Origin of the sequence: Xanthomonas sp. BRIP62418 (genome assembly GCF_003993495.1) — a bacterium.
Classification (GTDB): domain Bacteria; phylum Pseudomonadota; class Gammaproteobacteria; order Xanthomonadales; family Xanthomonadaceae; genus Xanthomonas; species Xanthomonas euroxanthea.
This window is the reverse complement of sequence record NZ_QEZG01000027.1, coordinates 144,701-168,368: the sequence shown is the minus strand read 5'-3', so window position 1 is coordinate 168,368 and position 23,668 is coordinate 144,701. Positions and strand designations below refer to the sequence as shown.

At 66.7% G+C, this 23,668-nt stretch carries 20 protein-coding genes; 4 read left to right on the top strand and 16 right to left on the bottom strand.

From position 1 onward, the window contains the following. Positions 1-32 precede the first annotated feature (32 nt). The 3 genes from EO174_RS04995 to EO174_RS04985 form a co-directional block, all read right to left on the bottom strand. Positions 33-1,940 carry a glycosyltransferase family 2 protein gene (locus EO174_RS04995; RefSeq protein ID WP_126942703.1) on the bottom strand — a complete coding sequence of 636 codons (1,908 nt, stop codon included), beginning with the start codon at positions 1,938-1,940 and terminating at the stop codon, positions 33-35. A gap of 13 nt (positions 1,941-1,953) precedes the next feature. Further along, positions 1,954-2,985, bottom strand: a complete 1,032-nt coding sequence (locus tag EO174_RS04990) for a transporter (protein ID WP_164740087.1) — start codon at positions 2,983-2,985, stop codon at positions 1,954-1,956. A 130-nt stretch (positions 2,986-3,115) separates the two neighbouring features. Beyond that, a complete protein-coding gene (locus tag EO174_RS04985; RefSeq protein WP_104649423.1) occupies positions 3,116-3,955 on the bottom strand; it encodes a glycosyltransferase family 2 protein in 840 nt (279 codons plus the stop codon). 353 nt (positions 3,956-4,308) lie between these two features. Here EO174_RS04985 and EO174_RS04980 point away from each other — a divergent pair, with 353 nt between their 5' ends. The 4 genes from EO174_RS04980 to EO174_RS04965 all read left to right on the top strand — a co-directional run bounded on the left by EO174_RS04980 (position 4,309) and on the right by EO174_RS04965 (position 9,344). Then, positions 4,309-5,469, top strand: coding sequence for a phosphotransferase (locus tag EO174_RS04980; protein WP_126942700.1), 1,161 nt, complete (start codon positions 4,309-4,311; stop codon positions 5,467-5,469). A 32-nt stretch (positions 5,470-5,501) separates the two neighbouring features. Continuing rightward, entirely contained in the window at positions 5,502-7,667 is a 2,166-nt protein-coding gene (locus EO174_RS04975) for a TonB-dependent receptor (protein ID WP_119127330.1), read from the top strand. A gap of 267 nt (positions 7,668-7,934) precedes the next feature. Further along, complete coding sequence (gene pnuC, locus EO174_RS04970; protein ID WP_104598297.1) at positions 7,935-8,510, top strand: nicotinamide riboside transporter PnuC; 576 nt, start codon at positions 7,935-7,937, stop codon at positions 8,508-8,510. Between the two features lie 105 nt (positions 8,511-8,615). Further along, entirely contained in the window at positions 8,616-9,344 is a 729-nt protein-coding gene (locus EO174_RS04965) for a UTRA domain-containing protein (RefSeq protein WP_126942697.1), read from the top strand. 512 nt (positions 9,345-9,856) lie between these two features. Here the strand turns inward: EO174_RS04965 and EO174_RS04955 are convergent. From EO174_RS04955 to EO174_RS04895, 13 genes are all read right to left on the bottom strand, one after another. After that, entirely contained in the window at positions 9,857-10,696 is an 840-nt protein-coding gene (locus EO174_RS04955) for a glycosyltransferase (RefSeq protein WP_126942694.1), read from the bottom strand. Next, positions 10,693-13,017, bottom strand: coding sequence for a type II secretion system secretin GspD (gene gspD / locus EO174_RS04950; RefSeq protein ID WP_126942691.1), 2,325 nt, complete (start codon positions 13,015-13,017; stop codon positions 10,693-10,695). Before gspD ends, EO174_RS04955 begins: the two co-directional genes overlap by 4 nt. Next, positions 13,014-13,805 (bottom strand): type II secretion system protein XpsN, encoded by a 792-nt coding sequence (gene xpsN, locus EO174_RS04945; RefSeq protein ID WP_126942688.1) that lies wholly within the window; start codon positions 13,803-13,805, stop codon positions 13,014-13,016. The genes gspD and xpsN overlap by 4 nt, the downstream gene beginning before the upstream one ends. Then, a complete protein-coding gene (gspM, locus tag EO174_RS04940; RefSeq protein ID WP_126942685.1) occupies positions 13,795-14,448 on the bottom strand; it encodes a type II secretion system protein GspM in 654 nt (217 codons plus the stop codon). Before gspM ends, xpsN begins: the two co-directional genes overlap by 11 nt. Next, positions 14,432-15,553 (bottom strand): PilN domain-containing protein, encoded by a 1,122-nt coding sequence (locus EO174_RS04935; protein WP_115677920.1) that lies wholly within the window; start codon positions 15,551-15,553, stop codon positions 14,432-14,434. The genes gspM and EO174_RS04935 overlap by 17 nt, the downstream gene beginning before the upstream one ends. After that, a complete protein-coding gene (locus tag EO174_RS04930) occupies positions 15,550-16,401 on the bottom strand; it encodes a type II secretion system protein GspK (protein WP_126942682.1) in 852 nt (283 codons plus the stop codon). Before EO174_RS04930 ends, EO174_RS04935 begins: the two co-directional genes overlap by 4 nt. Then, positions 16,398-17,033 carry a type II secretion system protein J gene (locus EO174_RS04925; protein ID WP_104585580.1) on the bottom strand — a complete coding sequence of 212 codons (636 nt, stop codon included), beginning with the start codon at positions 17,031-17,033 and terminating at the stop codon, positions 16,398-16,400. Before EO174_RS04925 ends, EO174_RS04930 begins: the two co-directional genes overlap by 4 nt. After that, a complete protein-coding gene (locus EO174_RS04920) occupies positions 17,030-17,446 on the bottom strand; it encodes a prepilin-type N-terminal cleavage/methylation domain-containing protein (RefSeq protein WP_115050127.1) in 417 nt (138 codons plus the stop codon). The genes EO174_RS04925 and EO174_RS04920 overlap by 4 nt, the downstream gene beginning before the upstream one ends. Next, positions 17,443-17,952, bottom strand: a complete 510-nt coding sequence (locus EO174_RS04915) for a GspH/FimT family pseudopilin (protein WP_119131815.1) — start codon at positions 17,950-17,952, stop codon at positions 17,443-17,445. Before EO174_RS04915 ends, EO174_RS04920 begins: the two co-directional genes overlap by 4 nt. Before the next feature lie 10 nt (positions 17,953-17,962). After that, complete coding sequence (gspG, locus tag EO174_RS04910) at positions 17,963-18,394, bottom strand: type II secretion system major pseudopilin GspG (RefSeq protein ID WP_024939118.1); 432 nt, start codon at positions 18,392-18,394, stop codon at positions 17,963-17,965. A 123-nt stretch (positions 18,395-18,517) separates the two neighbouring features. Beyond that, a complete protein-coding gene (locus EO174_RS04905; RefSeq protein ID WP_126942679.1) occupies positions 18,518-19,735 on the bottom strand; it encodes a type II secretion system F family protein in 1,218 nt (405 codons plus the stop codon). A 175-nt stretch (positions 19,736-19,910) separates the two neighbouring features. Then, on the bottom strand, positions 19,911-21,638 hold the full coding sequence (gene gspE / locus EO174_RS04900; protein ID WP_164740086.1) for a type II secretion system ATPase GspE: 1,728 nt from the start codon (positions 21,636-21,638) through the stop codon (positions 19,911-19,913). Positions 21,639-21,767: 129 nt separating this feature from the next. Further along, the gene (locus EO174_RS04895; protein WP_104585978.1) at positions 21,768-23,651 is read right to left on the bottom strand and encodes a diffusible signal factor-reguated S8 family serine peptidase; all 1,884 of its coding nucleotides are present in this window, start codon (positions 23,649-23,651) and stop codon (positions 21,768-21,770) included. Between the last annotated feature and the right edge of the window lie 17 nt (positions 23,652-23,668).

The window sequence follows — 23,668 nt, the reverse complement described above, 5'->3', positions numbered from 1 at the left end:
GCAGCCCGCTGTGCCGGCGCGGAACTGGCGACTCACTCTTCGAGTGCGGCGCGGCGCTCGTTTTCCGAATGCTTGCTGATGCCATGAGTGGTCTTCTCCCAATAGAACGGATTGTGGATCAGCTGCCAGAGGCCCTTGTAGGCGGCGATCGACTGCAGCGCCCAGTACAACGGCACGGTCAGCGCATAGGGCGCCAGCTTGAAGTAATCGCGTTTGAACGCGGCCACCAGCGTGATGTAGATGAAGAACGCATTGGCCAACAACAGATTGACCAGCGAAATGGTGGCCAGCCACGGCGGGAAGAACCGTTCGAACGCGCTTGTCCCGGTGACTGCCCAGACCACGTACAGCGCCCACAGCACCGGCACGCCCAACGCGGTGAAGAAGCCGCCACCGATGAAGAACTGAAAGCCCCAGAAGCCCTTGAACCCGGTGCTGCGATACAGATGCACCGGGTCGCGCATGTGCACCAGCCAGGTCTGCATATAGCCCTTGAGCCAGCGCGAACGCTGCCGGATCCAGTTGGGAATGCTGACGTTGGCTTCTTCGAACGTGGTGGAGTTGACCACGTTGACGCGGTAGCCGTTCTGGATCAGCCGCACGCCCAGATCGGCGTCTTCGGTCACGTTGTACGGGTCCCACGCGCGCACCTGGCGCAACACATCCAGACGGAAGTGGTTGGAGGTGCCACCCAACGGAATCGGGATGCGCAGGTATTCCAGCGCCGGTAGGTAGAAGTCGAACCAGAGCGTGTACTCCAGCGTGAACATCCGCGTCAGCCAGTTTTCGTCGGCGTTGTAGTAGTTCAGGCGCGCCTGGATGCACACCACATCCTTGTCGGCCTTGCGGAATGCCGCCACCACGCGCTTGAGCTGATCCGGCTCGGGCTTGTCTTCGGCGTCGTAGATGGTGAGCAGTTCGCCGCGCGCAAAATGCAGCGCGTAGTTGCAGGCCTTGGGCTTGGTCTTGGGCTGCGACGGCGGCACCCGGATGATTTCGAAGAACGCTTCCAGGCCGAGTTTCTTGGCGGCCTCGATGGTGTCGAAATCGTCCGCTTCCAGTACCAGCTTCACGTCGAGCTTGCTGATCGGGTAATCCAGCTTGCGCAGCGCATTGGCCAGGATCGGCAGGACTTCCGGCTCCTTGTACATCGGCACCAGCACGGTATAGACCGGCAGGTCGTCATCGCGCAGTGCGGCCACTTCGTCCTCGGTGACCTTGATGTCGATGCGGTGGCGCGAGCCGAACCACACCAGCAACAGCTTCAGTCCGAAGGTCGCCAGAAAGCCCAGCGCCACCAGCACGTTGACGGTGATCAGGGCCGGCACCGGGAACAGCACCATCGCGATCACCAGCACCGCGGCGATTGCCCACAGCGTGAGCTTCTGCCCGCGCGTGACCACCTGGCGCGCCGAGTAGGTCGGCGCATGCGCTGCGAGCAGGTTCAGCGCATTGTCGGTGAGCTGCTCGTCGGCGTAGCGCTGCAGGCTCCAGATGATGTCGAACTTGGCGGTGCCGACAAACCGCACGTCTTCGCCGTAGTGCGCACGCGCCCAGGCGAACACCGCCGGGTCGGGGTCGGCCACGGCCAGCACCAGCACGCCGTCTTCGCGGCGCCACGGCAGCAGCAGACGCTGCGCATAACTTTCCAGATCGCCCGGGGTGAGCAGTTCCGGATCCGGCGGCTGCTGCACCAGGTCGACGAACTCCAGGCCGAAGTGCGCGGCGACGATGGCGTAGAACCGCTGCGCCGGCACGCCGCGCTGGGCCAGGATCACATCGCCCAGGCGCGAGTTCCAGCGTTGCTGCAACGCCAGCGCCGAGCGCAGTTGTTCGTCGGTGATGACGCCTGCCGTGACCAGCGCGCGGCCCAACAGACCGCGTTCGCGGCCGATGTCCGGTGCCCGTCCCAGCGCGTCCATTTCGCAGGTGACCGTCATTGTCGTGGCGTCCTTAGAACCGCCACCAGGCAGCCACGAATGGCCCACCTGCAGCGCCGGTGTTGCGGCCCATCACTGGCTGCTGATATCCCACCTGCCACTGGCTGCCGCCCGGCGCGGTGTACAGCGTGGACAGCTGCAGCTTCGTGAGGTCGTAGTTGGTGCCGGTGGCAACGAAGCCGACGCCCCCAGCAGAGCCTGGGACGTCAAAATTGTTGCGCCCGTTGCCCAGACCCTGGATCACGTTGACTTCGCCAAGCAGCAACCAGCTCGGGGTCAGGCTCAGACCGGTAGACGCGTCCACGCGCAGTTCGTCGGAGGCCGCACTGCCGCGCAGGCGCACTGCGCCGCCCAAATCCACGTAGCCGTTGCGCCCGCCCAGCGTGTAACCACGCCCACGGCTGTAACGCAGCTCTAGGCCATAGTCGCCCAGGCCCAGCGCAGGATCGGTATTCGCACTGGGATTGTTCGGATGGTAGGTCTTGCTGCGGCCATAAGCCGGAATGCTGACCAATGCCTGCACCGAGCTGCGCCAGACGTCCTCTTGCGCGCTTGGCAGCGCATAGCGCAAGCCAACTTCCTGATCGGCAAGACCGGTCGTACTGGTGCGGGTCCGGCCATCACCGCCGTAATTGCTGAAACCCACTTCGGTGAAATAGAAATTGCCGATGAAGCTCAGCTTGTCGGTCAGCCCATGCTCGACGTAGACATTCAACTGGTCCTGGCGGCTACGCCCGTTTCCGTCGAATTGTTGGCCCTCGCCAAACGTCGTGCGGTGATGGCTGTCGTCGAACCAGCCGCGGCCATCGCTATGCAGCGCCTTGACGATCACCAGGGTGTCGCCCTGCGGCTGGGTCCAGGCACCGGCCACGGCGATGGCCGGCACGGCGGCCATCACACAGCTCAGAGCAAGCGTCGATAGCGCAGCCGCCGGCACGCGGCGGGTGCTGGATGCAAGAGAAGGAGGCGAGACAACCGGACGGGACTGCAGCGCAGCGGCGCACGGCTGACGTACCCGCAGTTGCGGGTCGTTCTGTAAGGACATTTGCACGATTCCTGATGGGGGACCCGGAAGGGACAGGAAGCTAGTGATTGATCACACTTCGAAGCGAAACGTATCACAGTTACGCCCTGCCACCCATCACTGATTTATCACAAATTTAACGCTAGCGAACTCATCTCTTTCGCAACAATTTCGGCACCTGGGCAGCGGCATGGGTCCAGATCGCCAGCCATACGCCAAGCCGGGTGACCGGCCCGCGCCGGCCCGCTTCGAACTTGCGGAAATAGCGCCACAGCCCGCGGTGTTTGTGCCACTCCACGAAGAACGGCCGCGACCGGCTGGACACGCCACGCACGTGCACGACCTGCAGATCGTTGGCCACCGCCACCAGCGCGCCGGCCTGACGCGCCCGCCGGCACAGGTCCAGGTCTTCGGCATGCAGGCGGTAGGCACCGTCCCAGCCGTCGAGCCGGTCGAACAGGCTGCGCTGCATCAGCATCAAGGCGCCGGAGATGGCGTCGACCACCTGCAACGTCGCAGACGGATCGGCCGGCACCGCCAGCTGCGCGGCAGCGCGCGGTGCGCGCAGCATCGCGGCAAAATCCGGATCGCGGCGGCGCACTGCCGCATCCGGCTGCCCCTGCTCGTCCACCTGCTCCACGCCCAACAACACTGCCGCATGCCCTGCCGCGCGTGCGCACAGCTGCGCCAATGTGTCGCGCTCGACCATCAGGTCCGGATTGATGAACACCAGCCAGGGCGCCTGCGAGTCGCGCGCGCCCTGGTTGCAGGCCGTCGCAAAGCCGGGGTTGTCCGGGTTGGCGATGAAGTGCAGGCGCGCATCGGCCAAGGCATGCCGCTGCACGACTTCCAGGGTGTCGTCGCTGGAGGCGTTGTCGACCACCCGGATCTCGCTGATGCCCTCGGCCACGCGCAGCCGCGACAGGCACGCATCGATGGTGCTGCTGCTCTGGTAGGTGACGACGACGGCGGCGATCTGGACAGGAGTCATCGGTCCATTATCCGGTGCCGAGGCCGCGCAACGCCATCACGCCGATGCCGGCCCGCACATGACGGCTGGCAGCGCCAGCAGGCATACTGCGCGCCCGGAGCCGCCCGGCGGTCTTCCGCAGGCGCCGCCCACGGCGCACCCCACATTCTTCAGTGTCGAGATGACGGCCAGCGACCTTTCAGTGTTGCGCTGCCTTTTCATTCCCTGCAGCGCAACCGCCTGATGGCGCGCGTGCTGCAACGACGGCCCGGCAGCGCCGTCCGTGTTATCGCCGGTGCGCGCGCCGGGTCCGCTACAACGGCATCGATTGGCTGGTCTATACCACTGGCATGCGCCGCACAGGAGCTGCACGCATGAGCACCTCGCATCAGGTGCACGGCATGAGCCTGGAGTTGGCACTGCCGGACTGGCCGGTGTTGACCGCCGAGGAAATCCATCGCGTGCTGCAGCACGTTTGCGCTGCCGGCGATGGCGCACGGATTCGCTGGCATAGCGCACGCCCGTTTTCCGCTGCCGCCTGCGTGGACACCGCCACCGGCACGCTCATCGTCAAGCGGCATCACCGCAGCGTGCGCAGCATCGCCGACTTGCGCCAAGAACATGGCTTCATGGCGCACCTGCGCTGGGCCGGCGCGCCGGTGGTCGAGGTGCTGCACGATGCCGCGGGCCACACCGCCCTGGCCGATGCGCACTGGGTCTATGAAGTACAGCGCGCAGGCCTCGGCCAGGACCTGTATCGGGACGCCTTGTCGTGGACGCCCTTTACCAGCACCGCGCATGCGTTGGCTGCAGGCGCCGCGCTGGCACGCCTGCATCTGGCAGCGCAGGGATTCGATGCGCCGCCACGTCGAAGCAGCGTCCTGGTCGCCAACCTGGCGCTGTTCGCGCAGGCCGACCCGCTGCGGGCGGTGGAACAGGCATTGCTGTCGCGCCCCGGCCTGGCCGCCGATTTCCAGGGCCGGCCCTGGCGCCGCGATCTGGCCGACCATTTGCTGCCCTGGCACGCCCGGGCATGGCCGGTATTGTCGGTGCCCGGTGCATTGCCGCCGCTGTGGACGCACGGCGACTGGCATGCCTCCAACCTGCTGTGGCGCACGCACGACGATGGCGACATCGAGGTCGGCGCGGTGTTCGACTTCGGCCTGTGCGACCGCAATTTTGCGATGTTCGACCTGGCCACGGCGATCGAACGCAACCTGATCCCATGGTTGAACCTGGACGCAGGGCAACGTGCGCAGCCACAGCTGGAGCAACTCGACGCCTTGCTGGACGGCTACAGCCGGCACTGCACGCTGGGCGCGGTGCAGCTGCGGCAGCTGGTCGCCTTGCTGCCGATCGTGCATGCCGACTTCGCCCTGAGCGAGATCGACTACTTCGCAGGCATCACCCGCTCGGCCGACAACGCCGACATCGCCTATCACCGCTACCTGCTCGGCCATGCGGACTGGTTTGCCAGTGCCGATGGCCAGCGTCTGCTCGACCACCTGCACGCGCGCGCGCGCCGGTTGCCATGAGCGCTCTTTCTTCTCCTTTTCGAGTCCTGCGCATGTACCTGCCCGTCTCCCTGCCCCACCGCCGCCCGCTCGCGCTTGCACTCGCGCTGTGCGTGGCCACCCCCGCACTCGCGCAGCAAGACCCCGGCGCCGAGGCGGTGGAACTGGATGCGGTCAACGTGCGTGGCGAGCGCGCCGAGGCCAGCACCGCGTTGACCGGCTTCGGCGCCACGCGGCTGCTGGATGCCCCGGCCTCGATCGCGGTGATCGATCGCCAGCAAGTGCTCGACCGCCAGGCACGCGTGCTCAGCGAGGTATTGCGTGCCGATGCCTCCACGGGCGAGGCCTATGCACCGATCGGCTACTACGAAAATTTCGTCGTGCGCGGCTATTCGCTCAACGCCGCCAACAGCTACCGCATCAACGGCCTGAGCGCGGTGGGCGAGCAATCCATCGCGCTGGAAAACAAGCAGCAGGTGCAGCTCCTCAAGGGTCTGGCCGGGCTGCAATCGGGTGTCAACGAACCGGCCGGGTTGATCGACTACCGCACCAAGCGGCCCGAGCACGTGCGCAGCGTGACCCTGGGGACCGACGAACAAGGTTCGCGCTATGTCGCCGCCGACCTGGGCGACTGGTTCGGCGCCGAACGCAGCCTGGGCCTGCGCGTCAATGCCGCACGCGAAGACATCGACAGCTATGTCGACCACGCCGACGGCTACCGCAATTTCCTCTCGCTGGCCGGCGACTGGAAGATCACCCCGCAATCGCTGCTGCAGCTGGACGTGGAATACCAGCATCGCCAGCAACGCTCGGTGCCGGGTTATCAACTGCTGGGCGGCACCCAGGTGCCGCGCGCCATCGATGTGCATCGCCTGCTCGGCTACCAGCCGTGGTCGCGGCCGGTGGAGATGGATGCGCTCAATGCGCAACTGCGTTACGCCTACCAGTTCAACGACGACTGGCGCGCCACTGCCGAAGCGGCGCGCAGCCGCTCGGTGATCAACGATTTCTCCGCGTTCGCCTGGGGCTGTTACGGCGCGGCCAGTTGCGCCGATATCACCACACCGAACTTTTTCAGCGCGCAAGGCGAGTACGACGTCTACGACTACCGCAACCCCGACGACACCCGCGTGCACGATCAACTGCGCGCCACGCTGGAAGGCCGCGTGCTCACCGGCGCACTGGATCATCACCTGAGCATCGGCGGCGACTGGCTGCGCCGCACCATCGATCGTTTCGGCTCGGTCAACGAATTCGTCGGCAGCGGCAGCATCGACCGCGACCCGGAGGTGTTTGCACAAACCGACGTAGCCCTGGACCCGAAACAGCGCCGCCTGGACAGCCGTCAACGCGCCCTGGTGGTCGCCGACCGGATCGGACTGGGGCCGCGGTGGGAGCTGTCGCTGGGCGCGCGCTATGTGCGCCTGGACGAGCGCAGCTTCGATCGCGATGGCGTCCTGGAGCGCCGCACACGCAAGGACACGCTGCTGCCGCAGGCCGCACTGCTGTTCAAGCCGCAACAGAACGTGTCGCTGTATGCCAGCTACGCCAAGAGCCTGGCCGCCGGCGGCACCGCGCCGTGGTTTGCCGACAACGCCGATGAGATCCTGCCGCCGACCAATGCCTACCAGCTGGAAACCGGTGCAAAATTCGATTTCGACGGCCTGCGCCTGGGCGCGGCGCTGTTCGATATCCGGCAGGCCTACCAGTTCACCCAGCCGCAGGCCGATGGAGGCTTGCGCTATGTGCAACAGGGCCGCCTGCACAACCGTGGGCTGGAACTATCGGCCGACGGGGCGGCAACCGAACAGCTGCGCCTGTTCGCCAGCATCGCGGCGATCCGCGCGCGCGCCGAAGACACCGGGATCGCCGACTACGAAGGCCATCAGGCCATCAACGTACCCAAGCTGCGTGCCAGCCTGCAGGCCGACTACAGCGTGCCCGGCATCGACGGCCTGGCGCTGCTGGCAGGCCTGCAATACAGCGGTCGCAAGTTCGCCGACCGGCTCGGCAACGCCAGCGTGCCGGCCTACACCGTGGCCAACCTGGGCGCGCGCTATGCCACTGCACTGGGCGGGGTCGCCACCACCTGGCGCCTGAACGTGGACAACGTGTTCGACAAGCGCTACTGGCGCGATACGGGCGAATACCAGGGCGATGCGTATCTGTTCCCGGGTGCGCCGCGTACGGCGCGCCTGACGGTGCAGGTGGATTTTTGAGGTCTGCTGCCCCCATCCGCCCTTCGGGCACCTTCCCCCGCAGGCGGGAGAAGGACGTCGAAGCGAGTCAGCCGTGTTTGTGCGTGTTTGAGGCAATGGCTGAAAACAGCAGGCACCAGTTGAAGGCAGGGACTCAGCGGTGAGAGCGCTATCGCGTTTCCATCGCATGCAGATTCGGGGCACCGCGCAGCATCCACGTCCGACCGCACCGCTGTTTTGTACGGCTTGCACCTCTCCCACCGCTGTCCACTTTCCATCAGGCATTGCATGTCGTTGCTCGAATCCACCGCCGTCGTGATCAACCTGCTGGGCGTGTGGCTGACCGCGCGGCGCATTCGCTGGTGCTGGCCGGTCGGCATCGTGGCGGTGGCGCTGTATGCCTGGCTGTTCTATCAGTGGAAACTGTATTCGGACATGCTGCTGCAAGGGGTCTATGTGCTGACCCAGCTGTACGGATGGTGGCACTGGCAACGCGGTGCCGCTGCAGAAACGCGGATTCGCCCGCTGCCGATGCCGGCTGCGGAACTGTGGCTATCGCTATGCATCGGCGCGGCGTTCGCTGCGGCGCTCGGTGCCTACATGCATCACCGTACCGATGCCACGCTGCCGTGGCTGGATGCGGCGCTGGCCAGTTTCAGCCTGGTCGCCAGCGTGTGGGCCGCGCGCAAACGCATCGCCAACTGGGTGCTCTGGATCGTGCTCGATTGCATTTACGTAGGCGTGTTCCTGAGCAAAGGGCTATACCCCACCGCCCTGCTCTACGCCGGTTTCGTGGGGCTTGCGGTGTATGGATGGCGTAGCTGGAAAGCCCAACAGCAGCAGAACCCGGCAGGCGTTGCCTGAGCCACCTGCGGTTTGCGGGCGCGTTCTTCTTTACCATCGCCGCATGTACCTCTCTCACCCAACTGTCTTGCACAGGCGCTGCGGCCACCACCGGCGGATCGCCGCATGAGCGCACCGCGCCAGCACGCCATCACCGAAATTGTCTCCGCGCAGATCGCCGCCGGCGAATGGGGTCCTGACCAGCGCCTGCCGGTCGAGCGCGAGCTTGCCGAACGCTTCGGCTGCACCCGCATCACCTTGCGTGAGGCCTTGCAGCAACTGGAAGCGCAGGGACGCATCTACCGCGAGAACCGGCGCGGCTGGTTCGTCAGCGCACCGCGCGTGCGTTACGACCCCACCAGCATCGCCGGTTTCATGCAGTACGTGGCGGCGCAGGGGCGCAAGCCGCGCACCGAGCTGTTGAGTGCCACCCGCCAGGCGGCGGGCGCTGCCTACGCGGCGGCGCTACGGCTGCAGACGCCCTACGAAGAGGTCTTCGTGCTGCAACGCCGGCGCTGGATCGACCGCCGCGCGGTGCTGCTGGAAACCAACGTGGTGCTGGCTGCCTGGGCGCCGGGCCTGCTGGACCACGACCTGGCCGGTTCGCTGTCGAGCGTGTTCAACCGGAAACTCGGGCTGTTCCTGAGCCGCGCGCAGTTGTCGATGCATCCGGCCGGGCTGGACGCCGCGCAAGCCCTGTTGCTGCAGTCCACCACCGGCACGCCCTGCTTCCGGCTGCAGCGGATCAGCTACGCCGAAGACGGCCGCGCGGTGGAGCTGGATATCGAATCCTGGCGCCACGACGCGCTGGAGGTGGTGGTACGCACCGAGGCACCGATGCGGTCGGCTTCTTGAGCGGCTAACAAGACGACGTCACGTCAGTCATTGCACTGCGGCCTGGCTGCAGGGCCCTTGCCCGCCCACCATCGCGGGACACGCCGTGAATCCGTCCATGGAGGCTCTTACGCGGCATCCATGCCGCGTAAGGTCCCGCGACGGTGGGCGGGCAAGGACCAGTCGAGATGGTCGGTGTGCATGTTTTCAACAAAGCAACCGACTCACTCTCCGGTGCGGTGTCCTCGCCGATTGCGGGACCGTGTGGCGGCATGGATGCCGCCACCGAGCCCCCAGGGACGGGTTCACGGCGTGTCCCGCGAGCGGTGAGGGCACCGCGCCCTCGACCCCCTCGGCGTTTGACCTGGACTCCCGATAGCATCTACCAGCATACGGCCGACAAGCCACTGCACTCACCGCACGGCAAGCAGTCGTCAGGTTGCATAGGACAGCGCTCAAGAACTGCACTGCACAAGTCCATCGAACACCGGCTGCGCCCGCCTGACGGTGAGCATGCCGCTTTGGCAGCTGTTCTACGCGTCGAACAGCGTGCGCTGCGGGTCCGGCGGCGGCAGGTCGGCGAGCAGCTGCGCGAGTTGATCGCGCTGCGCACGTAGCGGGTCGTGCATCAGGAAGTTGGCCAGGCGTGCGTGCCAGGCCGGCCAGCGCGTGGCCAGTGCATCCATGTCGCCATCGGCCGGGCGGCCTTCGTGTGGCGAGGCGACAAAGGCGGTATCGCACAGCACGTTGCGCCATCCCAGCCCCGCCATGCGCAGACTCAGGTCCACCAGTGCCGCATACCAGGAGCCATAGCTGCTGGCATCCAGGCCGCCGGCCTTGCGCCGTGCGCTGCCGCGCAGCAGCACCGCGTGGCCGATCGCCGATGGCAGTTCCGGATGCAGCGGCGGCATCGCCGCACACGCAGCGGCGAGTCGCTCCGGCGCGGCCGGCAGTGGATTGAGTTCGCCCAGGCGTGGCCAGGCACAGGCTTCGCCTACATTGCTCCACGGGGTGGCGGTGGCAATCGCCGCATCGCGCGCAAAACAGGCATCGAGTTGATTCAACCAACCCGGCAGCGGGCAGGCATCCACACCCAGCACCACCACGTCGGCATCGCCGCAGGCGCTGAGCATTTCGTCCAGATGCGCGACCTCGCCGAGCATGCGCTGGCGCCGTGTGTGATGCGCCTGCAGCCGCGTGCGCGCCAGCCAGTGTGCGATCACCGCGCGGCCACGCGGGCCGGCCTGCGCGTCGTCGGCCAGCCACACCCGCGTGCCGGCGGGCGTGGCGGCATCCAGTGCGCCCAGGCAGGCATCCAGGGCCTCGTCGTCGGTGCCGACCGGCACCAGCACGACGGGCAACGCCGCACTCATTGCGGCTTCTGGCTGGGCTTCAGCGGCTCCATGGCCTTGAACTTCTGGCCGTATTCGTCGGTGAGATTGCGCGCTTCCTGCGGGTTGCGCACGATCGACGGGGTGATCAGCACGATGACTTCGCGGCGACGAGAATCTTTGGTCTTTGTCCCGAACAGAGCGCCGACCACCGGCAATTTACTCAGGAACGGCACACCGTCGCTACCGTCAGTTGTGCTGTCGTCGATCAAGCCCGCCAACATGATGGTGTCACCACTCTGCACGGCTGCTTCTGTCTTGACGCGACGCGTGTTGATATCGACATTGCAGGCAGCCGCATTGACTGTTGCTGTCGCAGAAAGACAAGCAGCAGGGCGATTCTCTGGACTACTAACCTCCTGCACGATATCTAGAAATACCATGCCGTCTTTCGTGACGCGCGGCCGTACTTTCAGGATCACACCGGTGTCGATGTATTGCACCGAAGAGAAGCTGCTGTCGCTACCAAGCCCGGTATTGATGGACGTCGAATTGATGGCAATACGCGAACCGACATTGAGCGTCGCTTCGGCATTGTTGCGCACAAACACAGAAGGCGTCTGCAGCAGGCGAACGTTAGTTACTTGATCGAGCGCAGTGATAATCGCAGCAGCGTTTTTCCCTAGAAAACTCCAAGCAACCCCTCCACTACCGACTTTCCCGGCGATGTCACCCCAGATGTTACGTCCCGCTGCATTTGCAAGACCAGCTCCCAGACCGATGCCCGTTCCATTGGTCAGACCGCCATCGGTCGCGGTTGCCGGTGCATTTACTGCATTTTCAAAATACCAGTTAACGCCGTAACTCAGCGCACCGGTCAAATTCACCTCAGCCACCTGCGCCTCGATATGCACCTGCATCGGCATCACGTCGAGCTTTTCGATGACGTCGCGGATGGAGGTCCATGCCTGCGGGGTGGAACGCACCAGCAAGGTATTGGTTTCGGCCACCGCCGACACGCCGACCTTGTCGCCTTCCACCTCCAGCGTCACCGCGCCATTGCCGTTGCTGCGCGGCGACAGCTGCAGGCTGCCGTTGCCCAGCCCACCGCTACTGCTGCCACTGCTGCTGCTGCCACCGAAGCTGCTGCCGGAGGAGCTGCCATCGCTGCTTTCGCCGACGCTGCCGCCGGTCATGCCCGAGCTGCCGCCCATGCTGCTGTCGCGATTGCCCAGCTGCCCACCCAGCACGCTGGTTTCCGCGCCCGGCGCCAGCGAAGCATTGGAGTCGCCGTTGTTGCCGCGGCCGCCGAACACCTCCGACAGGCGGTCGGCCAGGTCCTTGGCCTTGATGTACTTCAACTCATACGAGAACAGCCGCACGCCGCCACCGGCGCTGTCGATGCGGTCCAGCCACTGCTGGATCTGGTCCAGGTAGCGCGGTTGCGGGGTGATCACCAGCACCGCGTTGGCGTTCTCCAGCGGCATGAAGCGGAACATGCCGGCACTGGGCGTCTTGCTCTGTTCGCCGAAGACCTTTTCCAGATCTGCAGAAACCTTTTCGGCCTTGCCGGACTGGATCGGGAACACGCCCACCGACATGCCCGACAGCCAGTCCACGTCGAAGATCTGCACGGTGCGCAGGTAGTTTTCCAGCTCGGCGCGGGTGCCGCCCAGGGTGATCACGTTGCGCGAGGGATCGGTACCGACGATGGCGTTGGGGCGCGCGTACGGCTCCAGCACCTTCTTCATTTCGCTGGCGGAGATGAACTTCAACGGCACCACGCGCACCTCGAAGCCGCGCGCGGCCGAGGCCGATGCGGTGCTGGGCGCGACGGTGCCGGCCAGCGCCTGGTCGGCCGGCACGATGTTGTAACGGCCCCCGCTGAACACCATGCGCGCGTTATTCCAGCCCAGCACCATTTCCAGCAGGTTCAAGGCCTGCGCCGGCGAGACCGGATTGGGCGTGGCCAGGGTCACGGTGCCCTGCACGCCGGGGGCGATGACGTAGTTCTGCCCGAGCATGTCGCCCAGGATCGCCTTGACCACCGCCTGCACCGACTCGCCTTCGAAGTTGAAGGTGGCGCTGCCGCTGCTGGCCATGCCCAGCGTCGGTGCCGGCGCGCTCGCCGCGCTCTGGTTGATCATGGTGCCGCTGCCCCGCCGGATCACCGGGGTGGGCTTGGCGCTGGCATTGCCCTCGGCGCGTTGCTCGGCGCTGGTCTGGGTGGCGCCGGCAGCGCCGACTTGCGGGTCCAGGCGCGCGTCGCGGCGCACCTCCGGCGGCGGCGTGGAGGCGCAACCGGCCAGCAGGCCGATCAGCAGGGACACGGGAAACAGGCGCTGCGTCATGCGTTCACTCATTGGGTCTGACCGGGGGTAGAGCCGCTCTGGCGCTGCTGTTGCAGCTGGCGGCGTCGGGCTTCGATACGTTCGCGGATGGCGCGCATCTGATCGTCGGAGGGGCGTGGGGCTTCCTGAGCGCCATCGCTGCGCTGCGGCGGCACCGTCGGCGGTGTCTGCCCGCCGGGCTGCTGTGGCTGCGCGGCGGGCTGGGTCTGCGGCGGTTGCGTCGGCGCAACGGCGGCGGCATCGGGCGAGGGTAACGGCGGGATGGCGCCGGCAGCGGCGCGCGCGCCCGCATTGGCGGTGGGTGGCTGCCCGCCCAGGCCGTTGAACACATGCAACTCCAGTGTCTGAGTGCCGCCGGGGCCCTCGATGGTTGCGCTGCGCGGCTGCAGGGCGAGCAGGCGCCAGCCCTTGACCGTCTCGCCGCCCAGTTGCACACGCACCGAATCCTGCGGGTCCAGCGTCAGCGTGGCCATCTTGAAGTTGTCCGTCAGCAGCACACCGGTCAGGCGCACCGTCGAGGCAGCGCTGCTGCCGTCGTTGCCGGACAGGAAGAACGGATGCGGCAGGCGGTCTTCGGCGAAGGCCGGATGCGCGGCGATCTCCGAATATTTTTCGAATGCGCCCAGCCGTTCCGGGGCCGGTGCCGGCAGCGTGGGCAGGCGCTGCACCAGTGCCGGGTCGTCCGGCAGCAACTCCACGCGCTTGCCCAGCCCGGCCACGGCCAGTATGCATACCAGCAGCGCCCAGCCGACCACGGTGGCCAGCAGCCAGGTGCGCAGGCCGATCATGTCAAGGCGCATTGCCGGCCTCCGCAGCGTCGGGGGCGGCGGGCGCCGCGTCGGTGTTCAACGGCGCGGCGCTGGCGCCCGGGCGCAGATAGCCGGCCAGCTCGAAGGCGATATCCAGGCCGTTGCCGCTTTCGTTGGGCGAAAGTTGATAGCGCTGCGCCATCACGTTGAGATTGTCCACGAACAGGCGCGGGGTGCCGTTTTCCAGGCTGTACAGCACCGAGGCCAGCTCCGGCGTGCCGCAGCGCAGGCGCACCTGCACCGCAACGCGGGTGAAGCGGTCCTTGCTTTCCGGCTGCAGCGGCGAGCGGTTGCTGATCGCGCAGCTGCGGTTGCCGGGGCTGGCTTCCACCACCGCGCGTTCCAGCCGCTGCACCAGGCCGGCCGATGCCAGTTCGGCCGAGGTTTCCGGCAGGAAGCCCGGGCGGCTTTCCAGGGTCTGGCGCGCCTGGTGTAGCCGTTTGCTGACTTCCGGCGCCTGCTGCAGCTGCACGCGCACGCGCAGCTCGCGTTCGCGCAGCGCCTGCAGCTCGTCCTGCACGGCGATCATCGGCTGGGTGAACCAGGGGTGCACCAGCACCAGATAGGCCACGCCGATCACCAGCAGCAGCAGGCCCAAAGCGATCCAGCGATCGCGCTTAACGTTGCGTGGCATCGGCCGCCTCCTTGGCATCGGGGCCGGCCAGTTCGGCGGTGATGGTGAAGCGGTCGACGTTGCGGCCGGCATCGCTCTGCAGCACGCCGGTCAGCGAGGGCGTGCGCCACAGCGGCGAGCCTTCCAGACGCCGCACCAGCGAAGAGGCTTCGTTGCTCAACCCGATCAACTGCAATTGCCCGCCTTCGACCGAGAATTTTTCCAGATAGGTCCCACCGGGCAGGCGCCGGCTCAGCTCGTCCCAGATTTCCACCGAGGTCGGGCGGGTGGCGCGCTGCTGCTGGAAGAAGTTTGCACCTTCGACCAGATCCAGCAATTGCTGGCGTTCGGCGGCAACCTGGCGCGCACGCGCGGCGTTGGCCTGCACCTTGGCACGCAGGTCGTCGGCGGCCTGGCGGCGGTTGTCCAGCAGCAGCCAGCCGGCCACGGCCAGCAACACCAGTGCGGCGGCCGCGAGCAACAGGTTCCAGCGCTGCATCGGGTCGCTGCGCCGCAGCCGGCGCGCCGGTGGCAGCAGGTTCACACCCAATGGCAGGCCCTGCGCGTCGGCAACATCGATGCCGGACAAGGCGCTGGTCCATGCGTCGGGCACGCCGTCGGGGCCATCGATCATGCGTCGCGGCACCACCACCAGTTCGGCATCGAGCTGGCCGTCTTCGCGTACGTCCAGCACGCGCGCATCGAAGTACACCTGGTCGGCGGTGAACGGGGTTTGCCGGTCGATCTCGAAGCGCGCCACGTCCTGCAGGCGCGCCGCTGCCGCAGCAGGCAGGCGCAACGGGCGACGCAAGGCATGCGCGGCCGGCAGCAGCCAATGCCGCGGCAGGCCCTCCAGCGCGGTGGGCAGCAAGGCATTGACCTCCTGCGGCTGCACCGGCCATGGCAGGCTGGCGATGGCCTCGCTGCTGTGGTCGCGCTGACGCAGCAACTGCAACGCCTGCCCATCGGGCTGCAACAGCAGCCGCGACGGCGACAGGCCCAACTGCCATTGCCAGCGCTGCGGCAGCCAGGCCAGCAGCGATTGCTGCCACCAACGCCAGAAGCCTCCGGCGCCCGGCATGGCGCGTACGCCGATACGACCCAAGGTATCCCGCCATGCGGTCATTGCACTGCTGCTCCCTCTTCCCAACGCAACACGGTATACGCCGACCCAGGTAATGCGGACGCACTGGTGGAGACGACTGCCCGCAACACGGCCTCGCGTCCCTGACTCAGTCGCGCCCGGCTCTCGATACTATAAGTGTCCGACCCACCGACCGTCGCCTCGCTGCCCGGCAAACCCGGCGGCGCGTCACGCTGGGCCAGCAGTTGCCGCGCATCCAGGCCCATCGCGGTCAGCACCGGGCCGGGCGCAAAGCGCGCCTCGGGACGCGAGCGGCCGCTGTACAGGGTGAGGTTGGGCAACAGCTTGCGATACAGCTCGCCATCCATGCCCAGCACCAGGCGCAACTCGCCCAGCGTTTCGAACGGGCCATCCTTGGCACCGTACGGCAATCCGGCATCGGCGTAATCGCGATCTTCTGCGCCCCCCCCGGGCTGGCTCAGCGAGTCGCCGTCGCGCCAGTCGACGATGGCGCCGGCAATGCGCGTATCGCGGCCCTGTTCGGCACCGACCGCGCGCATCAGGCCGGCCAGCAGCGCGGGCTCGGCCATGTTCAAGTCCACCTTGCCGCTTTCGTCGGTGATGCGGATCTCCACCGTGGCATCGTCCATCTGCCAACGATAGCGCCGCCCGTCTGCAAGCCAGCGTGCCTGGGTGTCGGTGCTCTGCAGGCGGGATAACGCGTATTCCAGCCCGGAGCGCGCGCATTCCTGCGCCTGCGCGCCGTTGCGCAGCATGCTGCCCTGCAGCGCTTCCACCCGCGCGGTCAGCGCGAATGCGCCGATCATCGCGGTGAGCAGCGCAATCAGCCATAGCACCAACACCAGTGCGGCACCGCGCATCGCGCTCATTGCCCCGCTCCCGGGTTGCTGGATTGCGGCAGGGCCACCACCAGCGGCGGCCAGGCGGCACCGCCGCTACGGATCTCGATGCGCACCAGCAACGGCAGGCGGTCGTGCCATTCCCACTGCGGCAACCACGCGCTGAGGCGGCCGCTCTGCGGATCCATGCCGCGATACCGGAAGCTCACCTGCTGCACGTCGTCGGCAAGTGTTTCCGGCGGCAGCGTGGTGCCCTCCTCAATCGGCTTGCCCGATTGCAGCATGGTCAATGCGATCCGCAGGGTGCGCTGCTCGCCATCGCCGGCCACCGACAGATCGTGCAGATACGGCCCGCCGCGGCCCAGGTAATCCGGCACATCGGCGGCAAACCGCATGCGCTGCGCCTCGCCGATGAACAGCATCGGCTGCTGACTCTGCGGGTCGATGCCCATCGCGATCGGCAGTGCCGCCGCCAGCCGCCGGCGCAGGAATTCCTCCACCGCACGCACGCGCTCGCTGCGCTGGGCGATCGCCTCGCCGCGCTGGCTCACCGCGCTGGCCGAGCGCAAGGTGGCAAACGCCAATGCCAGCCCGCCCACCAGCAACATCGTCGCCAGCAACACTTCGATCAAGGTGAACCCGGCACTACGCGGCCGACTCATGGCGCGCTGCCCGGTTGCGCCGCCGCGACCAGCCGCAAGGTGCGCCACTGCAACACCTGGTTGGGTTGCTCGCCCCAGCGCACCACCAGGGTCAGCTGCAGCAGCGTGTGTGCGCCGGGGGACACCGGCGCCTGCGGATTGCGCCGCGGCTCGTCGTACGGGCGCACATCCATCGACCAGCGGAAATGCCCGTCCTCGAACGTGCCTTGCTGCTGCTCGGGCACCAGCGGTTTGTCCATGCCCTGCGCCGCCAGCAACGATTGCGCATGCAAGGTGGCGCGCGTGCTGTCGTCGGCCGCGCGCACCTGACGCGCGGCACCGGACAGCGATCCCAGCAACAGGCTCAATGCCAGCGCCAGCAACGCAAAGGCGACGATCACCTCGATCAGCGTGTAACCGCGCTGGCGCTTCATGGCGCCGGCGTCCGCAACTGCCCGGAACGCACTTCGCCGGTGATCCAGCCCACGTCCACGCGCCAGGTGGCGTCCTTGACGCGCAGATCGATGCGCCCGCCGGTGGAGGCGCCATCGGGGAAGAACTGGATGGCGCCCTGATCCTGCCGCGACTGCACCTGCCGAGCACCGGTGAAACGCACCTCCAGCGACGCCGGCAGATCGCCGTGATGGCCGCCGGGTGCTTCCCAGCGGCGCTGCTGCGGGTCGATCAGAAAGCGCTGCGGCGTGCCGGTGGCGATCGCCTGCGTGCGCGTATAGCGCAGCTGCGAGGCGATCGCCTTGCCGGCGGTGCGCAGGCGCATGCCGTCGATCCCGCCGTTGAGCGCTGCGGCGGCCAGCACACCGGCCATCGCGATCAGGGCGATGACCAGCAGCATCTCCAGCAACGAACTGCCACGCGTGCGTGTGCGACCAGGGCCGACCACTCCATGCGGATGACGCAACGGCTGACACGCAACGCGCATGGCGAGCGGCTTATTGGTACTTGATGTCCGCGTCGTAACTGCTGCCACCGGGGCGGCCGTCCTTGCCCAGGCTGATCAGATCGAACGGCTGGCCATCACCGGGCGCGCGGTATTCGATGGTGTGGCCCCACGGGTCGTTGAGTTCGGCCGGCTTGGCGTACGGGCCCAGCCAGCCGCTGCTGCCGCCGGGCTGGGTGACCAGGTCATCGAGCTTGCTCGGCAACTTGCCGGTGTCGAGCTGGAAATTCTCGATCTTGCCGGCCAGGGTCTGGATCTGCGACTTGGCCAGATTGGCCTTGCCGCGATCGGCACCACCGAGTACACGGCTGCCGACCAGGGTCAGCACCGCGCCGATCAGGACGATGACGATGATGATTTCCAGCAGGCTCATGCCGGCCTGGCCTGCACGCGATGGGCTACGGGTGATGGAGCGCTTGATCATGAACGATTTCCTTGCACGTCGATGAAAGATGCTGCCGCCAGAAGATGACACAGCGGCCATTGCAATGGTTCCCGCATGGGTGTCGCGCGGTCACCGGAACGTTGTTGTGAATCCACCGCCACGTTATCCGATGGCATTGGTCAGGTCATACAGCGGTACCAGCACCGAGATGATGACAAGCCCCACCACCGAGGCCAGCACCAGCGTGATCAGCGGCACCAGCGCGGCCAGCGCGCGGTCGATGGCCTGCGCGGTTTCCAGCTCGAAGGTGTCGGCGGTCTTGAGCAGCATCGTATCCAGCGCGCCCGATTCTTCGCCGACCTGGATCATCTGCAGGGCCAGGCGCGGGAAGCGCTTGCCGCGTGCCAGCGCCATCGCCAGGCCATGGCCGTTCTTGACGTCGTCGGCGGCGGCATCGACATCCTCGACCAATGCCAGATTGGACATCACGTTGCGCGCAATGCCGATTGCCGCCAGCAGCGGCACGCCGTTGCGCAACAAGGTGCCCAGGGTACGCGTCAGCCGTGCGGTTTCCAGGCGCGCGATCAGGCTGCCGACCACTTTCTGCCGCAGCAACCATTCGTCCAGCGCGGCACGGAAGGCGGCATTGCGGCGTTTGCGATCCAGCCACAGCCCCAGTACGCCCGGCACCACGATCAATACCACCCACCAGTCGCGCACCAGCAGGCCTACGCTCAACACCGCCTGGGTGAACCACGGCAAGGCCACATCCAGGCTTTCGTACATCTGCGCGAACTGCGGCACCACATAGCCGAGCAGGAACAGCAGCGCGCAGCCGACCACCGCCAGCAGGATCGCCGGATAGATCAACGCGTTGATCACCTTGCCGCGCAGCGCGCGGCTGCGCTCCAGGTAGTCGGCCAGGCGTCGCAGCGTGTCCTGCATGCTGCCGCCGGCTTCGCCGGCGCGCACCATGTTGATGTAGAGCTTGGAAAACAGCCCGTGCTGGCGTTCCAGCGCCGAGGACAGCGGCGCGCCGCCACGCACGGTGTCGCGCACATCGCCGATCACGCGCCGGCTTTTGTCGTCTTCGGGCAGATCCATCAGGATCGACAACGCGCGATCCAAAGGCTGGCCGGCACCGATCAGCGTGGACAACTGCTGGGTGAACTGCACCAGCGCGGCGTTGTCGAACGGCTTCTTGCGCAACAGCATGCGCAGCGACGGCGAGTCGTTTTCGCCGGTGGCCAGGCGTGTTTCCACCGGCAGGTGGCCCTGCTCCTGCAGGCGCAGGGCCACGTCGGCATCGCTGGCCGCTTCCATCTGGCCATCGAGCATTTCGCCGTGGGCGTCGAGCGCCTTGTAGCGGTACAGGGGCATCAGGCTGGAAGGCCGGGAGTGGGGAATCGGGAATCGGGAATCGGGCAAAGCAGGGTGCTGCGCTGTGTTGGCGCGACTGCGCGCATCTGCGCGTGCGCGTACCGCAGTGCCACGACGCTGCCTTGGTTATCTTCCGATCCTGAGCATCCGATGCTCGTTGTGGCTCCGTTGACTCTCACGCATCCTCCGTCACGCGCAGCACTTCTTCGATGGTGGTTTCGCCGCGCAAGGCCTTGGACAGGCCGTCTTCGTACATGGTGCGCATGCCGGCCTTGCGGGCCAGTTGCTCGATCTCGCCCATGCCGGCGCGACGCATCACCGCGCGCCGCAATTCGTCGTTCATGACCAGGAATTCGACGATGGTGGTGCGGCCGAGGTAACCGGTCGGCGCGGCGGCAGAGGCGCGCGGGCGATACAGGTAGATCTCTCCGTCCGGCTGCAGCCGGCGCAGGTTGAAGCGTTCGACTTCTTCCGGCGATGCCGGATAGCGCTCGGCGTTGGCCAGGTCGAGTTTGCGCACCAGCCGCTGCGCCAGGATGCCGTTGATGGTGGAGGTGAGCAGATAATCCTCCACGCCCATGTCGAGCAGGCGGGTGATGCCGCCGGCCGCATTGTTGGTGTGCAGCGTGGACAGCACCAGATGGCCGGTGAGCGCGGACTGGATCGCGATGCGTGCGGTTTCCAGATCGCGCATTTCGCCGATCATGATGATGTCCGGATCCTGGCGCACGATGCTGCGCAGCGCGTTGGCGAAATCCAGCCCGATCTGCGGTTTGGCCTGGATCTGGTTGATGCCTTCGATTTGGTATTCCACCGGGTCTTCGACGGTGATGATCTTCACGTCAGAGGTATTGAGCTGGCTCAATGCGGTGTACAGCGTGGTGGTCTTGCCCGAGCCGGTCGGGCCGGTCACCAGCATGATGCCGTGCGGTTGCTCCAGCACCTTGCGGAACTGCGGCAGAAACTCTTCGGTGAAGCCGAGCTTGTAGAAGTCGAACACCACCGTCTCGCGATCGAGCAGGCGCATCACCACGCTCTCGCCGTGCGCGGTGGGCACGGTGCTGACACGCAGGTCCAGCTCCTTGCCCTGCACGCGCAGCATGATGCGGCCGTCCTGCGGCAGCCGGCGTTCGGCGATGTTGAGCTTGGCCATGATCTTGATGCGGCTGATGACCGCAGCGGTGAGCTTGGCCGGCGGGCTTTCGCCTTCCACCAGCACACCGTCCACGCGGTAACGCACCTTGAGCCGGCTTTCGAACGGTTCGATATGGATGTCCGAGGCGCGCAGCTCCACCGCGTGCTGGATCACCAGGTTCACCAGGCGAATCACCGGCGCCTCGGACGCCAGGTCGCGCAGCGCTTCGATATCGTCGCTGCTGTTGGCATCGCCATCGGCGGTTTCCACGATGGTGCCCATCGCGCTGCGGCCCTGGCCGTACCAGCGCTCGATCAGATCGTCGATTTCCGAGCGCAGGCCAACCTGCAGGAATAGCGCACAGCCGGTGGCAAGCCGCACCGCGTCGATCGCGTAATCATCGTAGGGATCGGCGATCCACAGCTCCAGCCGGCCATCGCGCTCGCCGACCGGGCACAGATGGAATTGCTTGAGGAAGCGTAGCGACAGCCCCTGCACTTCCGGCAGCATCTCCGGCGGGGTATCGCCGAGCTGGCGGGCGTCCACCAGCGGCAGACCCAGCACATCGGCGCAGGTCTCGGCATGATCGCGTTCGGATACCAGGCCCAGACGGCCGAGCAAGGCCAGCAGGCCCATGCCGGATTCGGTCTGCAACTGGCGTGCGCGCAGCAGATCGGTGTCTTTCAGGCGACGGCGTTCGAGCAGCGCCTCGACGATGCGCGTCTCCGCACTGCGATGCTCAATTGGATCGACGGCAACCGCGTTCACACTCGTCTCCACTGGTCCGGCGCCGACTGTAGCAGTTTGCCGCGACGATCAACCGCACGCATCTGAATCGCCCTGAAAAACGATGCCCCCGGTGATTGGCCGGGGGCATCGGTCACACTATCTGCCTACTTACTGTCGTGCAACGAGCGTCAGCTTCGCGTAGTCGCCAGCGCCCACCAGCTTGATGTAGTAGGTGCCTGCCTTGGGAGCAGTGAAACGCACGGTTTCGCTGTTGCCCGGGCGGGTCGACTTGGCGTCGTAACTGGTCGCGCTGGGTTCGGCTTCATGGCTGACGTACACCGACACATCGCCGGTGCCACCGTAGGTCATGAAACTGAGCACGGCCCCGGCCTTGGCTTCGAAGCTGTACAGCGTGGCGCTGCCGGCGGTACCACTCAGGCCGGTCAGCGGGGCCTTGTTGGTCAAGGCAATGGCGGTCGGCGCGCAGCTTTCGGTGGCCGGATCGCAGGGCTCCACCAGCACCGCTTCCAGCGCGGCCTTGGCATCGACGATGCCGCTGCCGATCGGGGTGCTGGCCGGCGGCGTCACCGGGAAGCGGCGGCTGGTCTGCTTGAGCAGGGCTTCCACTGCGGCCGGAGTCAGCGGGCCATCGCCCAGGCCGATCGCCGCGCTCTGCACCAGGGCGACGACACCGGCCACGTGCGGCGATGCCATCGAGGTGCCACCTAGTCCCATATAGGTATAGGTGCCCGAGGTCGGCGTGGTCGCACCGGTATAACCGGCCTGCCAGATGTAGCCGCCCGGATTGCCGTCCACGCTGCCACCGCCGCCCGGACCGGACAGGTCCACCTTGCTGCCGTAGTTGGAGTAGTAGGTGATGCCGCCGGTGATGCGCGTGGCACCCACGGTGATGGTGTTGTTGCAGCTGGCCGGCGAATGGTTGGCCGCGTCTTCGCCGCTGTTGCCGGCCGCCACCACCACGGTGGTGCCGCGCGAGACGGCGCCGTTGATTGCCAGCTGGGTGGCCGAATCGCACGGCTCGCCGCCGCCCAGGCTCATGTTGATGACCTCGGCCGGGTTGGTGTTGGCGGGCACGCCAGCAACCGTACCGCCGGAGGCCCAGACGATCGCATCGGCGATGTCGGAGGTGTAGCCACCGCAACGGCCGAGCACGCGCACCGGCAGGATGGTCGCCTTCGGCGCCACGCCGGCCATGCCGACGCCGTTATTGGTCGCTTCGGCCACGGTGCCCGAGACATGGGTGCCGTGCCAGGAGCTTTCCTGCGCCACCGAGCCGTCATAGCAGACGTTGTCGGCCTCTTCCCAGTCGCCGTAATCCAGCGCGCCCGGTACCCGGGCGTCGGTCGGACGACGCGAGACTTCTGCATCGGTAATGAAGTCGTAACCCTGCAGCAGGTTGCCGGCAAAATCCGGATGGCCGGGCAGGATGCCGGTATCCAGCACCGCCACCACCACGCCAGCGCCCTGCGACAGATCCCATGCGGCCGGCGCATTGATGCCGCCGTTGGGGTTGCTCAGATGCCACTGGTACTGCGCGTACAGCGGGTCATTGGGCACCAGCTGCGGGCTCACGTCGGTGGCGGCGAGGCTCTTCTTGATCTCGACCGGGCGCAGCATGCGGTCGATCTGCACGTCGGCCACGGACGGGTCGTTCTTGAGCTCGACCACGACCTTGTCCACCTGTGCGGTGGTCAGCGTGCTGGACAGCTTGATCAGGTCCGAGCCGATGCCGAGCTTGCGCACATACGTCGCCTTGGCGGCGGCTGCGCTGCTGCGTGCGCCAGTGCTCGCACCGACACGGCCGACGGCGGCCTGCACCGCGCTCAGCTTGCTGGCGCGATCGGTCGCGGCGGCGGTGTTGTCCTTGTAGCGCACGATCAGGCGGCTACTGAACGCAGCGCCGGCCGATGCTGCCTGGGTCGGTTCCTTGACCAGCAGTTGCGGGGCAGCAGCGAGCGTGCCCGATGCACCGAGCGCCATCATCAAGATGGCGCCGGTCAGCGGGGAGAGACGGAAATTCTTGTCGATCACGGTGAAGTCCTCTTCGT

Bases quoted from the DNA above. Each gene is read 5' to 3' on its own strand.
- EO174_RS04955 (WP_126942694.1), bottom strand. From the start codon at position 10,696: ATGAGTGCGGCGTTGCCCGTCGTGCTGGTGCCGGTCGGCACCGACGAC.
- pnuC (WP_104598297.1), top strand. From the start codon at position 7,935: ATGTCGTTGCTCGAATCCACCGCCGTCGTGATCAACCTGCTGGGCGTG.
- EO174_RS04915 (WP_119131815.1), bottom strand. From the start codon at position 17,952: ATGCGCGTTGCGTGTCAGCCGTTGCGTCATCCGCATGGAGTGGTCGGC.
- EO174_RS04975 (WP_119127330.1), top strand. From the start codon at position 5,502: ATGTACCTGCCCGTCTCCCTGCCCCACCGCCGCCCGCTCGCGCTTGCA.
- EO174_RS04990 (WP_164740087.1), bottom strand. From the start codon at position 2,985: ATGTCCTTACAGAACGACCCGCAACTGCGGGTACGTCAGCCGTGCGCC.
- EO174_RS04905 (WP_126942679.1), bottom strand. From the start codon at position 19,735: ATGCCCCTGTACCGCTACAAGGCGCTCGACGCCCACGGCGAAATGCTC.
- EO174_RS04930 (WP_126942682.1), bottom strand. From the start codon at position 16,401: ATGAGCGCGATGCGCGGTGCCGCACTGGTGTTGGTGCTATGGCTGATT.
- EO174_RS04920 (WP_115050127.1), bottom strand. From the start codon at position 17,446: ATGAAGCGCCAGCGCGGTTACACGCTGATCGAGGTGATCGTCGCCTTT.
- gspM (WP_126942685.1), bottom strand. From the start codon at position 14,448: ATGCCACGCAACGTTAAGCGCGATCGCTGGATCGCTTTGGGCCTGCTG.
- EO174_RS04935 (WP_115677920.1), bottom strand. From the start codon at position 15,553: ATGACCGCATGGCGGGATACCTTGGGTCGTATCGGCGTACGCGCCATG.
- EO174_RS04925 (WP_104585580.1), bottom strand. From the start codon at position 17,033: ATGAGTCGGCCGCGTAGTGCCGGGTTCACCTTGATCGAAGTGTTGCTG.
- EO174_RS04965 (WP_126942697.1), top strand. From the start codon at position 8,616: ATGAGCGCACCGCGCCAGCACGCCATCACCGAAATTGTCTCCGCGCAG.
- EO174_RS04980 (WP_126942700.1), top strand. From the start codon at position 4,309: ATGAGCACCTCGCATCAGGTGCACGGCATGAGCCTGGAGTTGGCACTG.
- gspD (WP_126942691.1), bottom strand. From the start codon at position 13,017: ATGAGTGAACGCATGACGCAGCGCCTGTTTCCCGTGTCCCTGCTGATC.
- xpsN (WP_126942688.1), bottom strand. From the start codon at position 13,805: ATGCGCCTTGACATGATCGGCCTGCGCACCTGGCTGCTGGCCACCGTG.
- EO174_RS04995 (WP_126942703.1), bottom strand. From the start codon at position 1,940: ATGACGGTCACCTGCGAAATGGACGCGCTGGGACGGGCACCGGACATC.
- EO174_RS04985 (WP_104649423.1), bottom strand. From the start codon at position 3,955: ATGACTCCTGTCCAGATCGCCGCCGTCGTCGTCACCTACCAGAGCAGC.
- gspG (WP_024939118.1), bottom strand. From the start codon at position 18,394: ATGATCAAGCGCTCCATCACCCGTAGCCCATCGCGTGCAGGCCAGGCC.